General features: G+C 37.7%; 28 protein-coding genes. 18 read left to right on the top strand and 10 right to left on the bottom strand.

The genetic code is table 11. From position 1 onward, the window contains the following. Positions 1-122 precede the first annotated feature (122 nt). The 17 genes from DK858_RS16465 (at position 123) to DK858_RS16385 (ending at position 15,667) form a co-directional block, all read left to right on the top strand. Positions 123-710: a TetR/AcrR family transcriptional regulator gene (locus tag DK858_RS16465; protein ID WP_109398329.1), complete on the top strand. Its 588-nt coding sequence runs from the start codon at positions 123-125 to the stop codon at positions 708-710. A 26-nt stretch (positions 711-736) separates the two neighbouring features. Continuing rightward, entirely contained in the window at positions 737-1,591 is an 855-nt protein-coding gene (locus DK858_RS16460; protein ID WP_109398328.1) for a transcriptional regulator, read from the top strand. Then, the gene (locus tag DK858_RS16455; RefSeq protein WP_109398327.1) at positions 1,591-2,109 is read left to right on the top strand and encodes a FidL-like protein; all 519 of its coding nucleotides are present in this window, start codon (positions 1,591-1,593) and stop codon (positions 2,107-2,109) included. The genes DK858_RS16460 and DK858_RS16455 overlap by 1 nt, the downstream gene beginning before the upstream one ends. A 727-nt stretch (positions 2,110-2,836) precedes the next feature. Next, positions 2,837-3,115 (top strand): BMC domain-containing protein, encoded by a 279-nt coding sequence (locus DK858_RS16450; protein ID WP_004249182.1) that lies wholly within the window; start codon positions 2,837-2,839, stop codon positions 3,113-3,115. A 20-nt stretch (positions 3,116-3,135) separates the two neighbouring features. Continuing rightward, the gene (locus tag DK858_RS16445; protein WP_006536329.1) at positions 3,136-3,420 is read left to right on the top strand and encodes a BMC domain-containing protein; all 285 of its coding nucleotides are present in this window, start codon (positions 3,136-3,138) and stop codon (positions 3,418-3,420) included. Between the two features lie 14 nt (positions 3,421-3,434). Further along, positions 3,435-3,713, top strand: coding sequence for a BMC domain-containing protein (locus DK858_RS16440; protein ID WP_006536328.1), 279 nt, complete (start codon positions 3,435-3,437; stop codon positions 3,711-3,713). A gap of 73 nt (positions 3,714-3,786) precedes the next feature. Continuing rightward, positions 3,787-5,454, top strand: coding sequence for an acetaldehyde dehydrogenase (acetylating) (locus DK858_RS16435; RefSeq protein WP_109398326.1), 1,668 nt, complete (start codon positions 3,787-3,789; stop codon positions 5,452-5,454). 26 nt (positions 5,455-5,480) lie between these two features. Continuing rightward, complete coding sequence (locus DK858_RS16430) at positions 5,481-5,744, top strand: EutN/CcmL family microcompartment protein (protein ID WP_004245867.1); 264 nt, start codon at positions 5,481-5,483, stop codon at positions 5,742-5,744. Between the two features lie 7 nt (positions 5,745-5,751). Continuing rightward, entirely contained in the window at positions 5,752-6,900 is a 1,149-nt protein-coding gene (locus DK858_RS16425; protein ID WP_109398325.1) for a 1-propanol dehydrogenase PduQ, read from the top strand. A gap of 56 nt (positions 6,901-6,956) precedes the next feature. Next, positions 6,957-10,385 carry a choline trimethylamine-lyase gene (gene cutC / locus DK858_RS16420; protein ID WP_109398324.1) on the top strand — a complete coding sequence of 1,143 codons (3,429 nt, stop codon included), beginning with the start codon at positions 6,957-6,959 and terminating at the stop codon, positions 10,383-10,385. 100 nt (positions 10,386-10,485) lie between these two features. Beyond that, a complete protein-coding gene (gene cutD, locus DK858_RS16415; RefSeq protein WP_109398323.1) occupies positions 10,486-11,436 on the top strand; it encodes a choline TMA-lyase-activating enzyme in 951 nt (316 codons plus the stop codon). A gap of 13 nt (positions 11,437-11,449) precedes the next feature. Next, positions 11,450-11,953: a BMC domain-containing protein gene (locus DK858_RS16410; RefSeq protein ID WP_109398322.1), complete on the top strand. Its 504-nt coding sequence runs from the start codon at positions 11,450-11,452 to the stop codon at positions 11,951-11,953. A 56-nt stretch (positions 11,954-12,009) separates the two neighbouring features. Further along, on the top strand, positions 12,010-12,597 hold the full coding sequence (locus DK858_RS16405) for a phosphate propanoyltransferase (protein WP_410110874.1): 588 nt from the start codon (positions 12,010-12,012) through the stop codon (positions 12,595-12,597). Between the two features lie 17 nt (positions 12,598-12,614). Then, positions 12,615-13,307 (top strand): hypothetical protein, encoded by a 693-nt coding sequence (locus tag DK858_RS16400; protein ID WP_109398320.1) that lies wholly within the window; start codon positions 12,615-12,617, stop codon positions 13,305-13,307. 35 nt (positions 13,308-13,342) lie between these two features. Then, the gene (locus DK858_RS16395; protein ID WP_109398319.1) at positions 13,343-13,756 is read left to right on the top strand and encodes a DMT family transporter; all 414 of its coding nucleotides are present in this window, start codon (positions 13,343-13,345) and stop codon (positions 13,754-13,756) included. A gap of 83 nt (positions 13,757-13,839) precedes the next feature. Continuing rightward, on the top strand, positions 13,840-14,166 hold the full coding sequence (locus tag DK858_RS16390; protein ID WP_004245856.1) for a DMT family transporter: 327 nt from the start codon (positions 13,840-13,842) through the stop codon (positions 14,164-14,166). 208 nt (positions 14,167-14,374) lie between these two features. Continuing rightward, on the top strand, positions 14,375-15,667 hold the full coding sequence (locus DK858_RS16385; RefSeq protein WP_109398318.1) for a protein-tyrosine phosphatase family protein: 1,293 nt from the start codon (positions 14,375-14,377) through the stop codon (positions 15,665-15,667). Positions 15,668-15,746: 79 nt separating this feature from the next. Here the strand turns inward: DK858_RS16385 and DK858_RS16380 are convergent, their stop codons facing one another. The 3 genes from DK858_RS16380 to DK858_RS16370 are packed head-to-tail and all read right to left on the bottom strand — an operon-like array spanning position 15,747 to position 20,412. After that, positions 15,747-18,824, bottom strand: a complete 3,078-nt coding sequence (locus DK858_RS16380; RefSeq protein WP_109398317.1) for a MexW/MexI family multidrug efflux RND transporter permease subunit — start codon at positions 18,822-18,824, stop codon at positions 15,747-15,749. Positions 18,825-18,836: 12 nt separating this feature from the next. Beyond that, positions 18,837-19,943, bottom strand: a complete 1,107-nt coding sequence (locus DK858_RS16375; RefSeq protein WP_109398316.1) for an efflux RND transporter periplasmic adaptor subunit — start codon at positions 19,941-19,943, stop codon at positions 18,837-18,839. A gap of 46 nt (positions 19,944-19,989) precedes the next feature. Then, complete coding sequence (locus tag DK858_RS16370) at positions 19,990-20,412, bottom strand: DoxX family protein (protein WP_109398315.1); 423 nt, start codon at positions 20,410-20,412, stop codon at positions 19,990-19,992. Between the two features lie 109 nt (positions 20,413-20,521). Between DK858_RS16370 and soxR the strand changes: the two genes are divergently transcribed. Further along, positions 20,522-20,971, top strand: coding sequence for a redox-sensitive transcriptional activator SoxR (gene soxR / locus DK858_RS16365; protein ID WP_109398314.1), 450 nt, complete (start codon positions 20,522-20,524; stop codon positions 20,969-20,971). Here soxR and DK858_RS16360 read toward each other — a convergent pair whose 3' ends face one another. Genes DK858_RS16360 through DK858_RS16330 form a run of 7 tightly spaced genes read right to left on the bottom strand, consistent with a single transcriptional unit; the run spans position 20,972 to position 25,091 of the window. Continuing rightward, on the bottom strand, positions 20,972-21,433 hold the full coding sequence (locus DK858_RS16360; RefSeq protein WP_109398313.1) for a hypothetical protein: 462 nt from the start codon (positions 21,431-21,433) through the stop codon (positions 20,972-20,974). It abuts the gene before it with no gap. Further along, on the bottom strand, positions 21,423-22,112 hold the full coding sequence (locus DK858_RS16355) for a type III secretion protein (protein WP_109398312.1): 690 nt from the start codon (positions 22,110-22,112) through the stop codon (positions 21,423-21,425). Before DK858_RS16355 ends, DK858_RS16360 begins: the two co-directional genes overlap by 11 nt. After that, the gene (locus DK858_RS16350; RefSeq protein ID WP_109398311.1) at positions 22,093-22,659 is read right to left on the bottom strand and encodes a type III secretion protein; all 567 of its coding nucleotides are present in this window, start codon (positions 22,657-22,659) and stop codon (positions 22,093-22,095) included. The genes DK858_RS16355 and DK858_RS16350 overlap by 20 nt, the downstream gene beginning before the upstream one ends. Further along, entirely contained in the window at positions 22,634-23,404 is a 771-nt protein-coding gene (sctJ, locus tag DK858_RS16345; RefSeq protein WP_194294858.1) for a type III secretion system inner membrane ring lipoprotein SctJ, read from the bottom strand. The genes DK858_RS16350 and sctJ overlap by 26 nt, the downstream gene beginning before the upstream one ends. Before the next feature lie 2 nt (positions 23,405-23,406). Then, on the bottom strand, positions 23,407-23,688 hold the full coding sequence (gene sctI, locus DK858_RS16340) for a type III secretion system inner rod subunit SctI (protein ID WP_109398310.1): 282 nt from the start codon (positions 23,686-23,688) through the stop codon (positions 23,407-23,409). Between the two features lie 24 nt (positions 23,689-23,712). Then, a complete protein-coding gene (locus DK858_RS16335) occupies positions 23,713-23,967 on the bottom strand; it encodes an EscF/YscF/HrpA family type III secretion system needle major subunit (protein WP_109398309.1) in 255 nt (84 codons plus the stop codon). A gap of 50 nt (positions 23,968-24,017) precedes the next feature. Then, positions 24,018-25,091 carry a hypothetical protein gene (locus tag DK858_RS16330; protein WP_109398308.1) on the bottom strand — a complete coding sequence of 358 codons (1,074 nt, stop codon included), beginning with the start codon at positions 25,089-25,091 and terminating at the stop codon, positions 24,018-24,020. Positions 25,092-25,218 lie beyond the last annotated feature (127 nt).

Here is a 25,218-nt window from a genome sequence, read left to right as displayed (position 1 = left end):
ATTTGATTGAAAATAAAGGAATGTGAAGTCAACTGCATTATTTGCATATAATAAGTACGAGTCTAAAAGGGATTGATTTTGATCAATAAGGAACATACCGACTGGTCGGTATTATCCTATGCATGAATACGACTGCGCATCACCGAAAAAAAGACCCCATCCGAGTTCAAGAGCAATTATTGGAAGCGGCAAGCATTATTGTGGCTAATGAAGGAATAGCCTCTCTTTCTTTAAATGCAGTAGCAAAAGAAGCTGGGGTAAGTAAAGGTGGTCTACTTCATCACTTCCCCGGAAAATTAGAATTAGTGCAGGCAGTATTTAAACGGCTATTAGGTATTATGGATAGTCGTATTGCAGTTATTATGGAAAATGATCCTATTGAAGTAGGGCGTTTTTCTCGCGCGTATTTAACTTATATTTCTGATTTAAAACAGTCCGACGAAAGTCGCCAATTAGCCATACTGTCTTTAGCCATGCCAAACGAACCTATTATGCGTAAGTGCTGGCGAGATTGGATGTTAGGTCATTTAGCTAAAGGCGATAAATTAGATAATAGTTATTTAGGTACATTAATTCGTTATGCCGCAGATGGTCTTTGGTTATCTGAATTAACAGAAGGCCCTACGATTTCACAAGACGAGCGTAGCGCATTAGTAGAAAGATTATCTGAGATGACATTTGACTATATAGCAAACACAGAAAATCAGTAATTTTAATCAGGATGAATGAGGGCACAATGAAATACAAAATAAATGCCTTAATTTATTACGACGCAACGGATGGCGCGATATCTTTAGAAAAAGAGAGTGTTGATACACATCTTTCTATTACAGCAAATGCGTTACTCTTTTATTTTATTCAGCATCCTGGAGTTGTTAATCGTGATGAAGTATTAAAACGTGTTTGGGATGATAATGGATTAGTATCATCAAACAGTAATTTAAACCAATATTTGAGTTTATTACGAAAAACATTTCGCCATTATGGTATTGAAAATATCATTGTTACCATTGCGAAAGGACGATTAGAGTTTAATCCGGATATTTCAGTTGAGTTAATTGATGATTCAACGCTATTACCTTCAACTAAAACAAATGAAGAAGCGCCTATTTTAGTTAAAGATGAAAACCAAATAGCGGTTGAGACAGTGACACCTTTAACGCAAACTGAAATACCTTTAGAGTCCACGCAAGCAGAAGTGTCACAAAAAACAAAGAAACCAGAAATTTGTTGGTATTTAGCCAGCATCGGTTTTCTGTTAGGTGCGATATTTATTGCGGTGATCGTCTTTTTTAATCAACATCAATCAAAACCCATTTCACTGACACCATTAACGCATAATGATTGTGAGTTACTTTCTAATGAAGCCATGATTAATTCCTCGGTAAGTGATAATTATGTTCGTAATTTTGATGCGGTAAGAAAGAAGCTTAATTTACAGTGTGTGAAGGGTGAGCGATTTGTTTTCTTTTATGGTGATAAATTACAAACAAATGGATTGGGGCGCGTATTTCTAGCGCACTGTGCTAAGAACGAAGATAATCCATTTAGTTATTGTGACAACTACTTTTACTATTCTTGGAAATACTAATGAAAATCTCAGGGAAACTTTTATGTTTTTTATCGGCCCTGATTTTTATCTTGGTCGCTACTTACGCAGCAACAAGATTATTAACCATTAAAAATGAAGGTGTCATGGTTTGTTCAACCAAAGGCATTATGCGTTTTGAAAATATGGAAGATGAAAATGTGAATGGTAATATTCATTTTTCATTTGGTGCCAATGGTAAAGGGTCAATTGTTGTTGAAGGTTATACCACGTCAAAAGCAGGATGGTTGTATTTACAGCGTTATGTGAAATTTGATTATACAACCAAACGTGTTTCCCCTACAGAGCGTCACTATTTTGTTAGCCAATGGGAGTCGAGCGCATCCTCAATTGATGAGTCACCTGATGTGATTTTTGACTATTTTATGCGTGAAATGTCAGACAGCCATGATGGGTTATTTATTAATGCACAGAAGCTAAACGAGAAAACATTACTATTAAGTTCGCTCAATTCACCACTCTATATTTGTACCTTAAAACCGGGTAGTAAATTCGATTAATTTTGATGTATTACCTCATGTTTTTTTATCAAAAGGTGGTGCATGATAATCACCTTTTGATTCAATTCCCTTCGGTTATAACTCTCCTCTTTCTGTTTTTATTCGTGCTTATCGGCTTAGTTGTATGACAGTAATTAAAATTGATAACAGTGAGGTTCACTCACTTTGCTCATCAATAAGTAACGGTTTAATCCGCTTATTCTTTGCAGGTTGTCTGCTGATTATTTGAATGGAGCGTAGTAATAGTGATCCTATGTCTTGCCACTGATACAAAGCGCATCAATATTTGCTTTGATAAAGAAGTCATGACAAAAAAGAGCACGATTTGTATATAGACTTGATTTAGCCTTTTTCAATTATTGATCTCACCTTGAAATATCAGTGATATTCCGCACATCTTTTTCGTCGATATGTACTGCCTTTTTTCACCTTTTCAACATCCTTCTAACAAAGTTAATTTGCCTATTTTTTTATCTATTTTTTGTGAAAATAAATAAATTTATAACGATGAAAAAAATAAACTAACAGCATGAAAGCATAAATATAGAGATAAAAAACACTAAATAACAGAGTTAAATTCTATATGCATCAATATCATGGATTTATATTTTGTTTTCGTTTTTACGCGTTATAGTGATTTTGAAACCAACGTCTGCGTTTAAAAAATCACCACGCAGACACAATGGGCAAACGTAAACCGTTAAACGGCTTCTCGGAGGAAATGAAAATGGGTGATGCATTAGGTCTGATCGAAACCAAAGGTCTGGTGGCATGTATTGAAGCCGCTGACGCTATGTGTAAAGCCGCGAACGTTGAACTTATTGGCTATGAAAATGTGGGTTCAGGTCTCGTGACTGCGATGGTGAAAGGCGACGTAGGCGCAGTGAAAGCTGCAGTAGATTCAGGTGTGGAGTCAGCACAACGCGTGGGTGAAGTTGTTACATCGCTCGTGATTGCTCGTCCTCACAATGACATCAACAAGATTGTTATCAAACACAAGGCATAGTTTCTGCCTTAGGAGAACGTATGGGTGATGCATTAGGACTTATTGAAACTCAAGGGCTGGTGGCATGTATTGAAGCCGCTGATGCGATGTGTAAGGCGGCAAATGTTGAGTTAATCGGCTACGAAAATGTGGGTTCAGGTTTAGTAACTGCAATGGTGAAAGGTGATGTAGGTGCCGTTAAAGCCGCTGTGGAATCTGGCTTAGAAGCTGCTCAACGTGTTGGTACTGTTGTGACTTCATTAGTCATCGCTCGTCCACATAACGATATTCAAAAAATCGTTGCCCAGTACAAAGTGACTGAATAACGAAGGAAATAAATATGAAAGAAGCACTAGGTCTAGTTGAAACCAAAGGTCTTGTCGCTTGCATTGAAGCTGCAGATGCAATGTGCAAAGCAGCCAATGTTGAACTGATTGGTTATGAAAACGTCGGTTCAGGTTTAGTGACAGCAATGGTGAAAGGCGATGTCGGTGCAGTCAATGCAGCGGTTGAGTCAGGTGTTGAAGCGGCAAAACGTATCGGCACAGTAGTGACTTCTCGTGTTATTGCAAGACCGCATAACGATATCGAGAAAATCGCACAACAGCACAAAGCCTGATTATTCAGGCGTGCTGTAAAGCAAAGAAATAAGTTATTCAGCTAAATTTTTTAACTCCTGTATGGGGGAAGACATGGTTGCATTAGATAAAGATTTGCAATCCAGACAACTGGCTCGTGAGCTAGTTCGTAACGCGAAAAATGCACAACTTGTTTATGCTAAATTTTCGCAGGAAAAAATCGACAGTATTGTAAAACACATTGCATTTGAAGCCGCTCGTCATGCAGAAGAGCTGGCGAAAATGGCGAATGAAGAAACAGGCTTTGGTAAGTGGGAAGACAAAGTTCTGAAGAATACCTTCGCGTCATTGCGTGTGTATGAACATATGAAAGACATGAAGACCGTTGGCATTATTAATGACGATAAAGTGAAAAAAGTCATGGATGTTGGCGTGCCTTTAGGTGTTATCACGGCGTTAGTCCCTTCAACTAACCCAACATCAACCATTATCTATAAAACCCTAATTGCACTGAAAGCAGGTAATGCGATTATTTTCTCTCCGCATCCAAATGCAAAACAGTGTAGTTTCCGTGCGTTAGAAATTGTTAAAAAAGCGGCGTTAGAAGCCGGTGCACCAGCAGGTATTGTTGATGGCGTGACATTACTGACGCTGGAAGCGACAAAAGAATTAATGCACAGCAAAGATGTGTCATTGATTTTAGCAACTGGTGGTGAAGGGATGGTGCGTGCAGCTTATGCATCAGGTACACCAACCATCAGTGGTGGCCCAGGTAATGGTCCTGCTTTTATCGAACGTAGTGCTGATATCAAAAAAGCAGTGAGCGATATCATCACCAGTAAAACATTCGATAACGGAGTTATCTGTGCATCAGAGCAATCCATTATCGTTGAGCGCTGCATTTATAACGAAGTTCACCGCGAGCTATTAGCGCAAGGTGCTTACTTTATGAATGACGAAGAAGCAACAAAAGTGGCTTCAATGTTACTGCGTGCTAACGGTACGATTAATCCAGCCGTTGTGGGCAAAGATGCGATTTATTTAAGTCAGCGCGCAGGTTTTAGCGTACCGGCAAATACGCGAGTATTAATCGCATTACAAGATACTGTTTCACCAAAAAATCCGTATTCACGCGAAAAATTATGCCCAATCTTAGGGATGTATATCGAAGAAGATTGGAAATCAGCATGTGATCGCGTGGTGCAGTTACTGACTAACGAAGGTTTAGGTCATACCTTAGTTATTCATACCAAAAATGAAGATGTTATTCGTCAGTTCTCTTTAGAAAAACCCGTTAACCGTATTTTGATTAATACCCCTGCAGCATTAGGCGGTATCGGTGCAACGACGAATATTACTCCTGCATTGACTTTAGGTTGCGGTGCTGTTGGAGGTGGTTCTAGCTCTGACAACGTTGGCCCAATGAATCTACTGAATATTCGTAAAGTAGGTTATGGCGTGCGTACTGTTGAAGAGTTGAAACAACCTTGTCCCTTAGCACAAGAAGCTACTCAACCTGCTGTTTCTGCTTGTGCTGTTTCTAGCGCAAATCACCAGACCAGCATTCTTGATGATGACCGTTTTCGTTCACCTTCTTTAACCCCTGTTCATGCTGAATGTGCTACGGCACAACGCCAAACTCAAGGTGATGATCGCTTTGGTACATCTCCTTATGCAACGACGGTCAGTGCGTGTGCGCAACAAGTGATTGAACAAGGTGATATTACCGAAGAAAACGTGGAACGCATTATCAAGGAAGTTCTCGGACGTCTGAGTAAATAACTCATTGATATAAGGCGATATAAACCATGATCCTCGCAAAGGTAATCGGACACGTAGTAGCGACACAAAAAAGCCCAGAATTGAAAGGTAGCAATTTATTAATGATAGCCACCTTAGATGATGAGCTTAACCCACTGAAAAACAAAACCTATGTTGCTGTGGACAGTGTCGGTGCAGGTATCAACGATGTTGTGTTGGCTGAAGAATACTTTGCACTGAACAAAGATCGTTACAAGGCGATGTCAGTGGTTGCCATTGTTGAGAAGGTTTATCGGGACAGTAAGGAGTAATAACGACATGAGTGAGTTTCTGATAAAACCCAAAATTCAGTTTGGCGCCAATGCACTGGATTTTCTCTCTGGGTTAACTGCCCGCCGCGCATTTGTGGTGACAGATAAAGCAATGGTGAAGTTTGGCTTTGCAAATAAAGTCACTGATAAGTTAATGCAACGAGGTATCGAGTTCCAAATTTACGATGATGTTGCTTCAGATCCGGATATTTCAGCCATCGTGAGTGGTATGAAGATCATGGATGCTCATTATCCAGACTTGGTTATCGCACTCGGTGGTGGATCAGTGATTGATGCCGCGAAAGCCGTTATGTACTCCCTCTGGCATACCCGTAAAGAGAGCAACAGAACAAAACCACAATTTATTGCGATCCCAACCACGAGTGGTACGGGCTCTGAAGTGACCTCTTTTTCAGTGATCAAATCACGCAGTGAAAAGCTGGTCTTGGTTGATGAGTTTATGTTGCCTGATGTCGCCATTCTCGATCCTGAGTTGGTGAAATCTGTGCCACCAGCTATTACCGCTGATACAGGTATGGATGTTCTTTGTCATGCACTAGAAGCGTATGTTTCTAAAGCAGCATCTGATTTTTCTGATGCGATGGCAGAGAAAGCCGTCAAGTTAGTCTTTGGTCATCTTATTGATTGCCATCATCAAGGTGACAACTTGATGGCTCGCGAAAAAATGCATAACGCATCTTGTATTGCGGGGATGGCATTTACTAACGCTTCGCTGGGTATTACTCACAGTCTTGCTCACGCATTAGGTGGTGTATTTCACGTTCCTCACGGTCGTGCAAATGCGTTATTGATGACACATGTCGTTGCCTTTAACGCCAATCTTCATGGTGATTGTAATAGTGAAGCTGCAAAACGTTACGCCTACCTTGCTCAAAGCTTAGGACTTCCGGCTAACACCGTAAAGGAAGGGGTAACCAGTTTAATCGTCGCCATTAATGTATTGAAAGATGAAATGGGTATGCCGAAGAGTATTCGCGATACCGGTGTCAGTGAAGCGGACTTTTATGCCCGTTTAACGGAAATGGTTGGACAGGCTTTACGAGATAGCTGTACGCCGACAAATCCGCGTGACGTGAACACACACCAATTAGAAACATTGTATCGTCAGGCATTTGCCGGTGTATCACACAGTTAGTACTCAACCAAATTAATACCGATTAGGTCAAGTAAAGAACATCAGGAGAGCCTCACATGGCCAAATATTCTTTGACGCCACGCGTAAAAATGCTGGCAGAACGTTTAGTTTCACGCAATAGCTCAATCAGTACAGAGCGCGCGACAATTTTTGATTCATTAGACAACAGCATTGCGGGTGTTCCACAAGCAATTAAACCTGCGCAACGTTTTTATGATTTTATCCGTCATTTTCCAAGCTATATAGCACAAGATGAACTGATTATCGGCAGTCAGTCATCAACACCACGCGGTGCGATTTTTCACACTGAAGAAGAAGTGCGTAGTGACTCTATCTACCGTTTCTTAAGTATTAACAATAGCGTTGCATCACCTGATTATATGCTGGTGGTAAACCAAGGTTTCTTAGCTATCAAAGCACAGCTTGAAGAGAGAATTAGAAGCATTGGTAGTGCGGTAAATCGTAGCAGTATGGATGAAGCTAATTATTGTAAATCAGCGATTTATGCATGTGATGCAGCACTGTATTTTGCGCAACTTCTGTCTGCAAAAGCAGAGAATTTGGCTGCAATGGAAGGTAATCCATACCGTAAAGCCGAATTATTAGATAGCGCAGCAATATTACGTAAAGTACCGGCAAAACCCGCAGAAACCTTTAAAGAAGCGGTTCAAGTATTCTATTTATTGCAATTAGTCTTACATCTGGAAAATGGTAGTTATGCCGTTAATCCAATGGGATTTGATAAAGCACTTTATCCTTTCTATCAACGTGATATCGACCAGGGGCGTTTAACGCAAGCACAAGCGTATGAAATTGTTGAAAGTGTATGGCTGAAATTAGCTGAGCTTTCAGAAGTGCGTGCAACCAAAGAAGTTGATGGTTATCCAATGTTTGATGCAATAACGCAGGGTGTTGATATCAACGATCCTCGTATCAGCATTAACGAATTATCAGAAATGTTATTATCAGCGCGCGCCAATTTGTCAAGCTTACACAGTTCACTGCAAGTACGTTTATATAATGGTCGTGCGAATTCACAGCCTCAATACGCTGCACCTTCTGCAAACTTTGTTGCACCAAGCGCGAATGCAGGTGAATTCAAAGTAATGGAAGGTTTAACACCTCGCTTACAACGTTTACGTAATCGCTATTTAGAAGCACGTCCAAGCGTCTCTATTTATAGAGCATTAGCATTTACTGAAATTGTCCGTAATAACCCAGGGTTACCCCCTATTTTACTGCGCGCTAAAGCATTCCGTCGCGCATGTGAAACCGCACCTATCTTAATTCAAGATGAAGAACTGATTGTTGGACATCCTTGTGGAAAACCGCGTGCTGGTGCTTTCTCTCCTGATATTGCATGGCGCTGGGTTCGTGATGAACTCGATACTATGAGCACGCGTCCACAAGATCCATTCCAAATTTCAGAAGAAGATAAAAAAGTCATTCGTGAAGAGATTGTTCCATTCTGGGAAGGTCGTTCTTTAGATGAGATCTGTGAAGCGCAATATCGCGAAGCGGGTGTATGGGAATTTAGTGGTGAAACTTTTGTCAGTGACCTTTCTTATCACCAAATCAATGGTGGTGGCGATACTTGCCCAGGTTATGACGTACTGCTTTTCACTAAAGGCATGAACGGTATTAAAGCAGATGCACAAGCAAAACTCGCTGAATTAAGCATGGACAATCCTGCTGATATCGATCGTATTTACTTCTACAAAGCATCTATTGAAAGCTGTGAAGGGGTGATTGCCTATGCACATCGCATTGCAGAACATGCGCGTGAATTAGCATCAAAAGAGAGTGATCCACAGCGTCGTGAAGAGTTACTGACGATTGCTCAAGTCAACGAAAATGTACCTGCTAATCCACCAAAAACACTGCAAGAAGCACTGCAAAGCATTTGGACAGTAGAGTCACTGTTTGAAGTTGAAGAGAACCAAACGGGTCTTTCTTTAGGTCGTTTAGACCAATACTGCTTCCCAATGTATGAAAACGATATCAAATCCGGTCGTTTAACGCGTGAACAAGCACTAGAAATGATGCAAGCCTTTATCATCAAATGTGCTGAGTTAATGTGGATGTCGAGTGAGCTAGGTGCGAAATATTTCGCAGGTTATCAGCCATTTATCAACTTAACCATTGGCGGACAAAAACGTTCTGGTGGCGATGCATGTAACGATTTAACTTACTTAATTATGGATGCTGTGCGCTTTGTGAAAGTGTATCAACCATCACTCGCATGTCGTATTCATAATCAATCACCACAACAATATATGGAAAAAATTGTTGATGTGGTGAAAGCCGGTATGGGGTTCCCTGCGTGTCATTTCGATGATTCACATATCAAGATGATGCTACGTAAAGGCTTTGATTTTGAAGATGCGCGTGACTACTGCTTGATGGGATGTGTTGAGCCACAAAAATCAGGTCGTATTTATCAGTGGACATCAACAGGTTATACCCAATGGCCTATCGCCATTGAGTTTGTATTAAATCGTGGCCGTATGGTGCTGTTTGATAGCTATCAAGGTTTAGATACAGGCGATTTACGCGACTTGCGTACTTATGAAGACTTTGATCGCGCTGTAAAAGAGCAAGTGGCACATATCGTTCGTTTATCTGCTATTGGTACGGTGATCAGTCAACGTGTTCACCGTGATGTTGCACCGAAACCATTAATGTCTCTGCTGGTTGAAGGCTGTATGGAACAAGGTAAAGACGTCACGGCGGGTGGGGCGATGGTTAATCATGGCCCAGGTCTTATCTTCTCTGGCTTAGCAACTTACGTTGATTCAATGGCGGCTATTCGCAAACTTGTTTATGAAGATAAAAAATACACCTTAGAGCAAATCCGTGATGCGTTATTAGCTAACTTTGAAGGCCATGACGAGCTTTTACGTGACTGCTTAAATGCACCGAAATTTGGTAACGATGACGATGTAGTTGACCAATATGCGTTAGATATTACGGAATGGACTGAGCGTGAATGTCGTAAATATAAAATGCTCTACTCCACATTGAGCCACGGAACGCTGTCTATCTCTAACAACACACCAATTGGTGAATTAACTGCAGCGACGCCAAATGGTCGCTTCGCATGGAAACCATTATCAGATGGGATCAGCCCAACACAAGGCGCTGATAAGCATGGTCCAACGGCGATTATCAAATCAATCAGTAAGATGAATGTTGAAACCATGAATATTGGTATGGTTCATAACTTCAAATTCCTGAAAGGCTTATTAGATACCAATGAAGGGCGCCAAGGTTTAATTACCTTATTAAGAACGGCTTCAATTCTGGGTAATGGCCAAATGCAATTTAGCTATGTTGATAATGAAGTACTGAAAAAAGCACAACTTGAGCCTGAAAAGTATCGTGATTTGATTGTTCGCGTTGCAGGTTACAGTGCTTACTTCGTTGAATTATGTAAAGAAGTTCAGGATGAAATTATCAGTCGTACTGTGATTGAGAAATTCTAATCATAGCCATAGGGATGGCAAAGGCTATCCCTTTTAATCGACAAGACAAGATTTAAATTTATCGAACAGGGATGTTTGATGCAGATTTGGAGGCGTAAAGATGGAGACGGCAGCAGAAACAAGAGGTCGGATATTTAATATCCAGAAATACTCTATTTATGATGGTGATGGTATTCGTACTCTCGTTTTTTTAAAAGGCTGTAATATCCGCTGCCCTTGGTGTTCAAATCCAGAAGGTCTTAGCAGTGAATTTCAGGTGATGTACTCTCACGACAAATGTGTCGATTGCGGTAAATGCGTTGATGTTTGTCCGGCAGGTGTGCATTACATGACAACCAATGAAAGTGGTAAACAAGTTCATCGTGTTGATCGCGCTGTTGATTGTATTGGTTGTCGCAAATGTGAAGAAGCCTGTATCTCTGATGCGCTTGATATTATAGGAAAAGATGTTTCTGTTTCTGAGTTGATGAAAATCATTATGCAAGATTATGACTTTTACATCTCTTCAGGCGGTGGTGTCACAATCGGTGGTGGTGAAATGAGTTTACAAACTGATTTTGCAGTAGCGCTTTTACGAGAATGTAAAAAGATGATGATCAATACCGCCGTGGAAACACAAGCAACCACTAATGTGGCGAATTATGAAAAATTAGCGGAAGTTGTTGATCAATTTCTGATTGATATTAAACACATTGATACCACTCAGCATAAAGCGTTGTTTGGCATTGGTAATGAGAATGTTCGCCGTAATTTAGAGCGCCTAATGGATCTCGGTGCAAATGTGGTTGTCCGTATGCCTTTAGTGCGGGGTTATAACGACTCTTATGATGCGATCACTGGCGCAATTAACTACGCAATGGAACTCTCAAAACGCGGTAATCTTCAGCGCATCGATATTCTTCCTTATCACCAATTTGGACGTAATAAATACGACAAATTGGACATGATCTATCCGATAAAAGTCGATCCAAGTTATACGCCAGAAGAGTTGGACAGCTTAGAAGCCTTCTTTAAGAAATTTGATTTCGATATCCGTCTTGTCCGTCACTAAGTAGGAGAGAAAGATGAACAGTTTAGGTGTGATTGAAACACGAGGGTTAACTGCAGCCATTCAAGCGGCAGATGCAGCTTGTAAAGCCGCAAATGTAGAAATTATCGGATACCGGAAAGTCGGATCTGGTTTGGTATCAATCTGTTTTCAGGGAGAGATCAGTGCAGTAAGAACAGCGGTTGATCATGGTGTTGATGTCGTGAGCCAAAAAGAGTTGGTTATCGGATCATTAGTGATCGCAAGACCAGAGCCAAGCGTTATTACTAAATTATTGACAATAAAAAGTAAGAAAAAAGCGCCTGTGGCTGTTGAAAAAATGCAAGAGGCTGCTTTTGAAAAAGTTGTTGAAGCAGTCGTTGAGACCCCGATTAAAAATGAAATTGAGGATCTTGACTCGATAAAAGCAGTTGCAGATTTACAGGCTCAAAATGTTACTCCTGAAACTAAGACAACTACAGATAAAGCACAAAGCAGTAAAAAAGAGAGTAAACCAGAAAGTCGTAAAGGTAAAAAATAATGATTAATCAACAGCTCATGGGAAAAATTCTCTCTCGTTTACCTGTACATGGCGTGATGTCGGGAGAGACGCAAGGAATGGCAATCCCTGTTGGTATTTCTAATCGTCATGTGCATCTATCACAACAAGATGTTGAAGCATTATTTGGCAAAGGTTATCAACTCACCCCATTTAAAGATCTTAAACAACCGGGGCAGTTTGCTGCAAAAGAGTGTGTGATTGTTGTGGGATCTAAAGGTTCGATCAGTAAAGTGCGTGTTTTAGGGCCAGTTCGTTCACAAAGCCAATTAGAAATTTCAAAAGCTGACTGTTTTGCATTAGGTGTAAAAGCACCTGTACGTGAATCGGGTGATTTAGTTGGTTCTGGCAATGCTGTTTTAATGGGGCCTGCGGGTCATGTTGAATTAAAAGAGCAAGTGATTTGCGCACAACGCCATATTCATATGAGTGAAATTGATGCCAGAATGTTAAACGTCATCAATGGGCAAAAGGTACATGTAAAAACAGAAGGTGAGCGTAGCCTGATTTTTGATGAGGTTGTTGTTCGTGTTAGTGATAAATTTGCTTTGGAATTTCATATTGATACTGATGAAGCCAATGCAGCAGGACTTCGCAATAACGACAGCGTATTTATTGTCAGCTAAGACAATGAGGTGGCGTAATGGACGATCAGTTAATTGAAAGGATAGTGGTTGAAATAGAAAAAAGAATGAAAAAGTCGGTGTTGTTAGCACTTACACCTGCACCGGGATATCAAGATGAAATCTGTCAACGTATCAACACATTTTCTCATATTCGATTTTCTCTTTTTGTCACAACACAGGCACGAGCCAGTCATGATTTGTCGAAATGGCGTCATCTAGGAGAAATGTATAACGCGGGTGAATTTGATATTAATACGTTATCTTCTTATCACGCTTTATTCATTCCTTATTTCGATAAAAAACTGGTGGGAGAGATTATTAATGGTCTATTTATCAGTGAAGAAGGGAAATTAATTCATTCTGCGCTTGCTAAAAATATTCCTATTACTGCATTACCTTATTTTTGCCAACCAGAAAGTGAATTAAATGAGATTTTAGGTTTAAATAAAAATAAAGAATACAACCTGCTTATTCAGGGAAATATTAGCCGATTAAAATCAATGGGGATTATGTTTCACTCTATAAATAATGTTGAAGCTAATTTAATAAACCATGATATTAACCATCAAGCTAAACCTGAAATTAAACAAGAGAATAATAATCGCTATATTACTTTAAATGAAGTAATGAATAATCCTGGAGAATATCATTTATCGCAAGATAAATTGACGGATTCTGCTATTGAATATTTAAAAAGTTTGAAAAATTAATATTAAATTACATCTGATACTTTAGGAGTCTTATTATGTCCCCAAAAGCAAAATCATGGCTTTGGATGTTGGCGGTTATTATTTCAGAAACCTCAGCAACCTCTACCTTAAAAATGTTTGATAATAGTGAGGGTACCACTAAAACATTATTATTAGGCTTAATTGTTGTTCTTTATGTTATTTGTTATTACTCATTATCGCGTGCAGTAAAAAATATTCCGGTTGGTTTAGCTTACGCAACATGGTCTGGTACAGGTATATTAGTTGTATCAACATTAGGTATGGCGTTTTATGGTCAACATCCTGATACTGCGGCCATAATCGGTATGGCTGTTATTGCTAGTGGTATTGTGATTATGAATCTCTTCTCTAAAATGGGCTCAGAAGAGGAAGAAGAGGCAACAGAAACTCCTACTATTAAACAGGCAGCATCGCCAGTTAATAAATAAATCTATTTCTTAATAAATCTATTTTTTAATAAAACTATTTTTTGATAAATAAGCATTTATTAAAATAAATAAGGATAACAATTATGTTTACCGGATTCTTATGGCTGGCGCTGTCTATCGGTTCTGAAATCACAGGCACGTCTATGATCAAAAAAACAAATGGCTTTAGTAAATTAGCCCCTTCTGTTTTAGTTATTGCTGCTTACTGTATTTGTTATTTCGCCTTGACACGCGCAATGGGATATATCCCCGTTGGTGTTGCTTATTCACTATGGTGTGGATTTGGTATTGTCGGTGTGACCTTAGTGGCGATGATTTTATATAAGCAAAAACCAGATTTACCAGCCATATTCTCTATGGCATTGATTATCTCTGGCGGGATAATTATGAATACATTCTCTACTATGTAAGATAATCATATGAGTTAGATATTTATTTTTCCTTTTAAATTGAAATGCCGATATGTTTTTCAACAGTATCGGCATTTTATCATTGAATGTTTTCTCTTTCTTAAAATGAACATTAGTTAGAAAAGATGTTTTTTCTATATTTAAATTTTTTAATAAGTATAACATTTGGCGGTTTTTTATTTAAATGTAATTTATAAAAAGGTCAAATATGTTTTCAAAATTAAATTTTTTTAGCCGTCCAAATATTGATAAAATAAATAGAGGTTTAGAAACGAAATATGTTAAAAAAGAGAATACTTCTCATAATAGTATTAGTCATATTAAGAATACCAGTCAAAAATTGCATACACCTGATCCAGAAAAAAGAACGATGACCGAGGGAGTTTCTCAAGTACATAATACTACTAAAACTCAACAAATATATAATCAATTAAGTCGTGTTGATAGTCCGCCAGCCTTACCGCCTAAGAACGTTAAAGTGAATAGGCCGCCAGAATTACCACCTAGAAAATTAAAAAATACTTCACTAAATTTGGATACACAAGTACCTATTCAGACAAAATTATACAGCATTTTAAAACCTACAGCTTATCTTTTTAATGAGAAAGGTAATAAGAGGGTAGCTAATTCTTCGGATTTTTTAACGGCTGTAAACAGTAAACTAAAAAGTAACACCTCAGATATAGTGGATATTTTAAATATGAGTAAGACATTATTTAATAATTTAATTTCAAATAAGTATTTATCTTCTCGATATGAAATAATAGATAATTCTAATTTTGGAATGAAGTTATGTAATGAAAATCTATTAAAATATAATAATGAAAAACTACCGGCTAATATAATTAGCGGTACTCAAGATAACGCTTTAAGGGTTGCCTCGCAATATCCTAAAAGTGATGAAAAAAATATGGAGAATTATTTAAACTCTCTGATACAAAATAAAATTGACACTGTTTATATTCTCGCATCAGATGATGATATTAAATATAATGTTAATAATGTAATAAAATATTTCGAAAATAACAGAAGTTATAATGATGTAAATGTAAAAGAGCACTCCTCTAAGGAGAATAAATTTGTTAAAGATAAAGACGATATATTGAACTATAATATTTATCCCAAGGTAGTAACCTCCCCGCAGGGAACTCAAGAAATAAATTTTGTTCATATTCCTAATTGGAAAGATCATACCGAAGTAGATGCAAATAAATTAGAAATGACACTTTGTACTATACAAAAAACAATAGATTTATCTGCTAATTCAAATAGTTTAGTTCACTGTCTTGGTGGTATTGGAAGAACGATGGAAATGCTTCTCGTTGAAAGAATGATGAATATGTCACCTGATGAAAAACACAAAACAAGTTTAGAAGAAATGGTGCATGAGGTGAGAGAAAAAAGAACACCATTTGCATTGTATGAAATTAGACAACTTGCAGAATTAACAGTATTTGCTTTAGCAAAACGTATTCCATTATTAAAAAATAATTCCCATTAATAAATAAAATCCCCATTGCATTCACAATGGGGATATTTTTACGACATTATTGCTTGTAATGGCCTTTTATTTTGTAGGTCTACAACTCTCGGACTTGCTGTAACTGTTTTTGTCGCTCAGTTTGAGCGCTGATTTGATGGTTTCGCGCTAAGAAACTATACATCGTTGGTAATATAAATAGCGTAAACAGGGTGCCAACTAACATACCCGATACAATAATTAGCCCTAATCCATAGCGGCTATTCGCGCCTGCACCGCTGGCAAATAACAGTGGAATAAGCCCAATAACCATTGCCGCCGTGGTCATTAATACAGGACGTAAGCGGATTTTGGCTGCTTCAATAATGGCGTCACGACGGTTTAGGTTTTTATGAACTTGTAATTCATTAGCGAATTCCACCATTAAAATCCCGTGCTTGCTGATAAGCCCTATCAAGGTGACTAAACCAATTTGAGTGTAAATATTGAGTGTCACCATACCTAACGCTAATGGTACTAATGCGCCACAGATAGATAATGGTACGGTAATTAAGATAATCAAAGGATCGAGCAAGCTTTCATACTGTGCAGCTAACACTAAATAAATAATAATAAGTGCAGCAATAAACGCAAATATTAACGTATTTCCTTCTTGTTTAAATTGGCGAGAATCCGATTGCCAATCATGACTAAAGCCGGCTGGTAATGAATCTGCCACATTTTCAAGAAATTCGACAGCTTGCCCCATCGTGATGCCCGGTGCGGGAATAGCTTGGAAAATGGCTGCATTTTGCTGATTAAACTGTGTCAGTTTATTGGGTTCTACTTGAGTCGTAATATTAACAACCGTTGATAATGGAATTAACACGTTATCTTGGGTACGAACATAGTGCCCTGCAAGTGCTGCAGGCGTTAAACGTTGGTGTTTTACACTTTGTGGAATAATGTCATAAGAGCGACCATCCATCCCAAAACGGTTGATATAATGTTCGCCCACTAACAGAGACAGTGATTCACCAATATCTTGCATTCGAATACCTAGAGTATTGGCCTTCGCTCTGTCTATGGCGATTTGAACGACAGGATTGTTGTAATCTAAATCACTATCCACCACGACAAACAGGCCACTCTCTCTTGCTTGCTGTTTAATGTTTTCCATGGTTTCAAACAATATTGGGTAACCTAATGGGCTACGTAATACCATTTGTATTGGCAATCCACCTACTGAGCCGGGTAGAGAGGCTAATTGGAAAGCAAAAATACGAGTACCTTCCACATTATTGACGCGGTTTTGCAAATCAGCTTGGATTTGATCTGCATTGCGATCACGTAGAGCCCAGCCATCAAAGTTAATACCACCAAAACTCGCTGATGGACCATCAGTTCCATTAATTATCCATGTGCTATCTGTTTCAGGTAGACTCATATAAATTTCATCTAATTTCTGATTAAAACGTTCTGCATAGGCAAGATTTGCATGTTGTGGCGCTTTTATAGCAGTTAAAACGCTAGCCTGATCTTCAGAAGGTGCTAACTCTTGTTTTGTCTGACTGTATAAAAACGGTAAACTGACGAAAACAGCTAAGGCAAAAACAATGGTTAACCAGCGATTAGCTAAAGAAAAATTAAGCATGTAACCATAATAATGAGCCAGTTTATCGAAGACAAACTCTGCCATTTTGGCCATTTTGCCTTCATTTTCTTTTGGTTTTAGCATTAATGAGCTCATCACGGGGGATAAAGTTAATGCCACAATACCGGATACAATCACACTACCTGCCAGTGTTATGGCAAATTCTTTAAATAATGCGCCTGTTAATCCTGCCATTAAACCAATGGGAGCATAAACAGCCGCTAGCGTTATGGTCATAGCAATAACAGGGCCAGCCACTTCTCTTGCCCCCACTAAAGCGGCTTGAACAGGTGATAATCCCTCTTCGATATGGCGATGTACGTTTTCAACAACCACTATTGCATCATCCACAACTAATCCAATAGCTAAAACCATTGCCAATAAAGTGAGCAAATTAATACTAAAACCAAAGGCAAGCATTAATCCGGCAGCACCTAGCATCGATAATGGAATGGCTAGTACAGGAATAAGAACAGAGCGGAACGATCCCAAGCAGAGATAAATAACCGCGATAACAATTAAAATAGCTTCGATTAATGTTTGTACTACTTGTTCAATAGAAGCTTTGATAAAGCGTGAAGTTTCAAATGCCAGTTCTACATCAACGCTTGGTGGTAAGGTTTTTTGAATATCAGCAAGCTGTTCGCGAATGCCATCAACAATCACAAGTGGATTACCTGTTGGTGTCGGGAATAAACCCAAAAATACCGCTTTTTTACCATTCATAATACCGCTAGTTTCAGTGGCAGCAGCACCTAGCTCGACAGTACCTATATCACGTAAGCGAACAAGATTATTACCATCATTCATGATAACCATGTCTTTAAATTCTTCGACATTAGTGAGATCGGTATTGACATAAACGTTGGCAATCACAAACTCACCTTCGACTTTACCTGGTGCCGCTTGATAGTTATTACGGCGAACTGCTTCTGCTACATCGCTTGCTGTTAAGTTGCGACCAGCCAGTTTATCTGCATCTAACCACAGGCGCATGGCTAATTGTTGTCCACCAAAAACCTGTACTTTAGCCACACCGTTAATAGATGAGAACATTGGCTCAACAACACGGGAAAGGTAGTCTGTGAGTTCAGGAATAGAAAGCTGTTCACTTGAGAAACCCACATAAGCCACAGCTGTAGATTCCCCAGATGAAAGCTCAATGACCGGATCATAAGCTTGGTTTGGCAACTTATAACGTACTTGATTTACCTTTGCCATTACTTGCGTTAATGCTTGGGTGGGATCGCGGTTTAACTCCATTCTGACGGTGACTAAGCTTTTTCCTTGTATTGAAGAGGAAGAAATATAATCGATACCTTCTACAGAGGAAACGGCTTGTGTGATCGGCTGTGTCACAAATCCTTGCATCAGTTCAGATGATGCTCCTGGGTAGTCTGTTGCAATCGTTATGGTTGAATTTTGCAACATAGGGTATTGGCGAATTGGCAGTTTACTGAATGCAAATGCACCCAGTAAAAAAATGAGTGTGCTAACAACTAATGCCAAAACAGGGCGTCGAACAAAAATATCGGTAAACTTCATACTATGCTCCTGTTATGGCTTTGCAGTCGCAGACTGAGCCAACGTTAAAGTATCTAATTTAATGGGTTCAATTGAGATCCCATCACTTAATTTAATTTGGCCTGAAGAGACAACTTGATCACCGATAGTTAAGCCTTCTTTTATCTCAATCATGCCGTTGTAGCGCAATCCAACTTTCACAGAGACACGCTTAGCGATAAGGTTTTTTTGATTGTCAGATTGCGCTACAAACACGGTATCTCCATAGGCCGTATAAGTGACCGCCGTTTCTGGTACGGTTAATACCATAGGACTATCAGGAGAAGTAACTTGAACACGAGCAAACATGCCTGCTTTTAATTTATGGTCAGTATTTGGTAAAACAGCCTGTATTTGTACTGTACGAGAAGAACCAATAAGAGGATCAATTGCATTTATTGAACCCGTAAAAATGATATTTGGGTAAGCATCGACTTCAATATTGATTGGCTGTTTTGTTGAAATTTTTGGTGTGGCTTGTTCATCAAGTGAAAAATTGAGTTTTAAATGGTTTGCATCAACAAGTGACGCGACATGTTCACCTGCATTTAGATACTGGCCTTCATGAACAAGTTTTATCCCAACAATACCTTCAAAGGGGGCTTTAATTGTTTTTTGTGCAATCCGCGCTTTCACTTCACGGATGGAGGCCACAATCATATCGCGCTCGGATAAGGTGCTATCTAATTGCGCTGTTGCCACCATGTTTTTACTATAAAGTTGTCTTGTACGAGAATAGAGTTTTTCTGCGTTGGTTAATTGCGCTTGCAAACGTAATAATTCAGCTTGTTCTGGTTCATCATTTAATTTAGCTAAAACTTGGCCAGCTTTAACAGTTTGCCCTGACTCAAAATTAATTACGGCAATTCGACCATTAGTTTCAGCCGCTAAATAAATTTGGCGTGCGGCTTCTAATTCTCCAACCCCTTGCATATTGTTGGGTAATTTTGATGATTGTACGGTTGCTAATGCCACTTTTGTGGGGGGATAAGCAAATTGCTGTGATGCATCTTTATCAGATGATGTTGTTGCATAAACCATCACACCGGCACTAACGAAAAAGAGTGAGGCACATACAGTAAGAGTTAGTTTTTTATTCATATTATTATTGTTCCCATCAGAAATTTTTTTATATTTTTTTATCGTCTTATACGTTAGCTTTTTTCCATAACGCTCTGAAATGACTTGCTATTGCTGTAGTGATTAATCCACCAATAACAGCGAGGTGTTCTATTGCGAAAAATATCGACAGCATCGCCTTCTCTCCTGTCATATTCCAAAAAGTATGAACAATCACGATAGTTAAAAATAAAAAGAGGGCTAAAGAGCCTGCTCCTAGCCATAGATAGCGATCGAAAAGCACTAAAAGTGAGCTACAAAGTAAAATGATCGCTGTGGCAATATTAAAAAACCAATCTGGAGTTAATCCGGCTGCACGCATTTCAGCCAAACTATTTTGGTAATCAAAAATCTTGGCAAGGCCAGAGGAGAGAAACAAAACAAGAATGAGTAATCTGGCGATAAGCCATAAAGCGTGACTTTCGAGAATACGTGCAATTGAGTTAGGCATTCATCTGACCTCAACATTCTTAAAAATAAAAGTCAGGATCTCACTGACTTGACTTAATTTGAGGTGAGGACTATAAAACCTCAAGTTAAGTTGAGGTCAAGAGAAAAAAATGAAAAAAGAGAAAATAGATTTCAATAGAGCACTTACTGTTGGCGAGGTAGCAAAACGTAGTGGTGTTGCAATTTCAACATTGCATTTTTATGAAGAAAAAGGATTGATAGAAAGCTATCGAAGTGCCGGTAATCAACGGCGTTACCCACCGGTTGTATTACGCTATGTGGCGATTATTAAAGCTGCTCAAAGTACCGGTATTCCGTTAAAAGAAATTCAAGAGATATTAGGGAAATATCCACCAAACAGTAAATTAACGGCAGAACAATGGCACGAAATATCAACGGATTGGAAAGCGCGGTTAGATGAACGTATTCGTCGTCTTAAGCGACTGCGTAACGGGCTTGATCACTGCATTGGCTGTGGTTGTCTATCTTTAAGTGATTGTCCGTTACGTAATCCTGATGATGTATTAGGTGAAAAAGGACCCGGTGCTCAAATTTTATAATTAAAATAAAAATGAAGCTGAATCGGGTTTAAAGAAATCTGAATACTCTTCTTGGTTATCTGTCATACCCAGTAAATCAAGAGTGACTTGATGATAGAAACCTTGGTAAGAAAGAAATGAAATAAGTGATTGATTAATCGCTTCTTTATTTTCTGTATTATCTAATACACTCTGTTGGTGGGCATACATTAATATGCTTCGTTGACGATTCTCTTTAACTGTTTGATTACCATCATTCATTACATCATATTGATTTAAGAAGTTAAGGATCTTTTTTGCATCATTGATGCCTTGAGCTTGTAATCGCTGATAAAAATCTCGATTAAGAAAAGGAGCTAAAAGATCACTTTCTGTTGCTCTAGGCAGTGATGTTGGGTGATCCTCTATTATTTCTGTTTTATCTGTATTTATTCTTGAAGATAAGTGAGATGGCGATTGTGTATAGGCAGGATCAATCTTCATTAGGGTGCTCTCTTTGCATTTGATTTTCGTCTTGGCTTTCTAACAATTCAAATTGTTGAATATAATTGATTAGATGTGTTTTAAGCTCTTGAGAAAATGCGAGTTGGTTTTTTTCAGTATAAGGCTGATGAAATTGAGCTTTGAGATCTTGCATGAAAAGAGGTGGATCAAAGAAAAGGATTTGTGATCCAGCACTGACAGAAATCGTTGTATTATCATGGGGAATAAATTCAACATTTTGATCACTCAGTGCCTTTTCTAAATAAGGTTGCAAGGTTTTAGGAATATTAAGTGTGAGTTTATGATCTAAGGGGCTCGCGGCAATAAGTTGTTTTGTTAGTTCTATTTGCATATCTGGTGATTGGAAATATTGAGCAACTGTATTGATGATCAACTCTCTTTGTTTTATTTCATAGTTGAATAAATGGGTTTGATACCGAGAGAATAAGGTTAATATATCCCCCAACAGTGTTTTTAATCCCTCGCTATAACCTTGTCTAACCATTGCATCATGATTTGATTTTAGTTTTTCTTCAGTAACGCGAATAAGTTTTTTCGCATTATTTTTTGTGGCGAGATTTATTTTATGGATATTATCCAATTGTCGGATATAACGGGCACGAATAAGCAGCCCTTCACAGGTATAATCCAACAGTTTTTCAGGCACTGAACGCAGCATAATTAAGCACCAAAAGAAAAAGTGAACGTGATAAAAGTAGATTCGGTGATAATTCAAGTTGGGGCTGATTTATTGGGAAGCAGAGTTTAAACCGTTGTGCTAATGCGACTGAAATAGAATGAATAAAAGTAAATAATAATTGATAACCTAACGTGATAGGTTCTATCTCATTATTATCATTTTTATTTTCCTCATTTATTAACATGACGGGTCTTAAAGAGAGAAAAGCTTGTAGTGATGATGATAACTCATAGTAATCACCTGAATGCAAAATATATTTAGGCGAGTAAAAATAACCTAAAAACAATGCGCATTGAGGTAATAACGACCATTGAGTAAATAGTTTTTCGACTACAAGGTCAGCTTCTATATCGCAGTCTATTTCAGTGATAAGCTGATATTCTTGAATCAATTGATGATTAGCAAATTGTTGCCAAATACGTTCCTCATTGAGGATTGCTACTGTTTTATAGTCTGGGTGGATGTATTGCAGAGGCTCATACATCACAGTAGATATTTTCTCAAACTGTGGAAGAGAGAGTGTCATCTTTTTTCTCCTTTTCCATCAACTTTTTTTGGCGATACTTTATAAAAATCAATATAGTGATAAACAGTAAGCCTATAAAAAGTGGAACGACCAACCACCAATAATTAAAAGCGACTGCACTATTTTCATTACTAGTAAGAGGTTTTAATGCTCTTAATTTATTGATATTTCGTGGATAAAGTAAAACAGTAATATTATCTTCATTCATATCGCTAAAGGAATTGTGAATAAAAGCGCGAACATCTTCACCAAGTTGTTCAGCATCAATTACACTGTCTTCATAAAAAATGAGAACAGATGCGTGAGGAGGTGGAATAATGCGCTCTGAAGGAGATATAGGGTAACTAATATGTACTCTTGCATCGATGATGGTTTCAATCGTGAGTAATGATTGTTCTAATCGTTGCTCAATAGCTGAAATTAATCGTGCTTTTTCGGCTTGTGGTGAAGAAACCAATGCATCAGATGGAAATATTTGAGTAACCTCAATCCGCTCATTACTAGGTAATTGATATTGTTCCAATATCTGAACAGCGACAGCAACATCCTCTTTTTTAACTGACACATCAAATAATCCTTTGCCTAATGCAGTTTGAGTACTGGTTATCTGATGTTTTTGTAATACAGCTTGCACTTGTGTTGCCTGGCGCTGATTCAGACCGGTTAATAATGACTGCTCTTTACACCCAGTTAATAGTGAAACCAGACAAAATAATAACATGCTTAATAAATATCTGGTTTTCATTACTATTGCGCCTTTAATAAGGTTTCTACGATATTCAATGATTTTCTTGCCAAGGTACTGGCTAAATTCATCGTAATGGTATAATCATTTAGCGTTGATTGTAGCTTGGTATAGCTGTGAACATCAGAAAGCTGACTTAATGTTGCCAGTTTTTCATGTAGTTGCGTTTCATATTGAAAACCGCTGGCAATATTTTTAGTTATTATTGAAGATAATGAATCTGCATTATCTGTGTTTTCAGATAATGCAGGTAAATTAACTGTAGAAACAGGTAAAATAGCCATAAATATCCTTTATATAAATTAAGATTAACGCATATTACCAATAATACTCATCGCTAAGTCTTTAACGACTTTAATTGATGTTGATTCAGCATTCCGTGTAATATTGTATTCAGCTAATCTTGCTTGATAATCCGCTAATGCGGCGGCATTCGAAGTATCTGCTTTTAAGGCATCTAGTGATGCTTTTAAAGCATCACTTTGATTTTTTACGGGATCTTGAAAGTAGTCGTCTATTTTTTTAATTGAACTTACATCATCGGTCACTGAGCTATTTGCCATGATATTAATCCTCTAAATATTTGTGACTTTATAGTAATGAAGCATGAATATTATCCTTTAGGAAAATAACGGTGTTGACTATCAATAAAAATATATCCGTTATCTTCCTGTAAGGTTGCTTTATTGATTAAATCGGGATTACCTATATTCTCATGGTAAAATATAAATTTTCTGCCAAAAATGAAGGTTTGTTTTTTTATAAATTGTTCAAATCTTATTTTGCTTTCTCTATTTAAAACACCATCAAATATAAAGGTGATCCCATTGTTCTCTTCTTTTATTTGATAACTGGTTTCGTTTGCAAAAGAGAATGCATTCACCTGTTCAATTAAACTAGGAATAGAGATAGCTTTGATAGTTGGTTGGCAAAAAGTGGAAAACTGTTGTTGAATAAATGTGTTAATTTTATCTTTTTCATGGTTGTTATGATAAATAAAAGCTATTATTGGATTTGAACCATCTTTAATTGAAATGTTATTTATTATTTTTTTCTCTCGATTAAAAATAAGATTTATTTTTTTTATGTCGACATATGAATATTGACTATTGTTATTCTTAACCCATTCAGGGGTGGCCTCATCATAGAAACAGTAATGATTTTTTAAACCTAAAAAATGGTGATAGTTTTCTACTGATAACGTTGGTTCTGGTATGACATTGTTAACTTCTTTTTTGTTAAAAAAGAAAATTGGAATAGATAGCAATAAGAAAAAGATAGCTACTATCAATGTAATAGCTATCTTTTTACGTGAGTTAACGTGAATGACTCTCTTCTGAAATACTAATTGTTCTTTTACTAAATTCGCTTTTTCACTAATTAAAAACATAGGGGTATTATCAAGATAAATAGGTTTATCAAGATCTATATTTATTTCACTACCTATTTCATTCGCTACCATACTCTCTTCTATCACTAATGTATTTTGATCTTCTTTTGTATCTTTTAGTTTTATATTAATTTTTTTAATTAATGTCTCATCATCGCATGGAATGTAAAGTTGGCTTGCATCATCATCATGTATTTTATTTCCTTTGTTATATGTTGATAGTGAATATTCATTTGGGATTAATGATATTTTTGTATACTTTAAAGGTCCATTCAAAATATATAAATAATAAAGCATAAAAATATCCTAGAATTTATCTCATCTATTTATTGCGTGAATTGATATTAGATTACAATATCAGAGTGTTTTTTTTAAAAAAAGAACAGGTTTTTTATTTGTTACTTTAAGATACCTTTTATAAAAA

Source organism: Proteus faecis (assembly GCF_003144395.1).
GTDB lineage: Bacteria > Pseudomonadota > Gammaproteobacteria > Enterobacterales > Enterobacteriaceae > Proteus > Proteus faecis.
The sequence above is the reverse complement of the archived record's forward strand: the minus strand, read 5'-3'. Positions and strand labels throughout refer to the sequence as shown.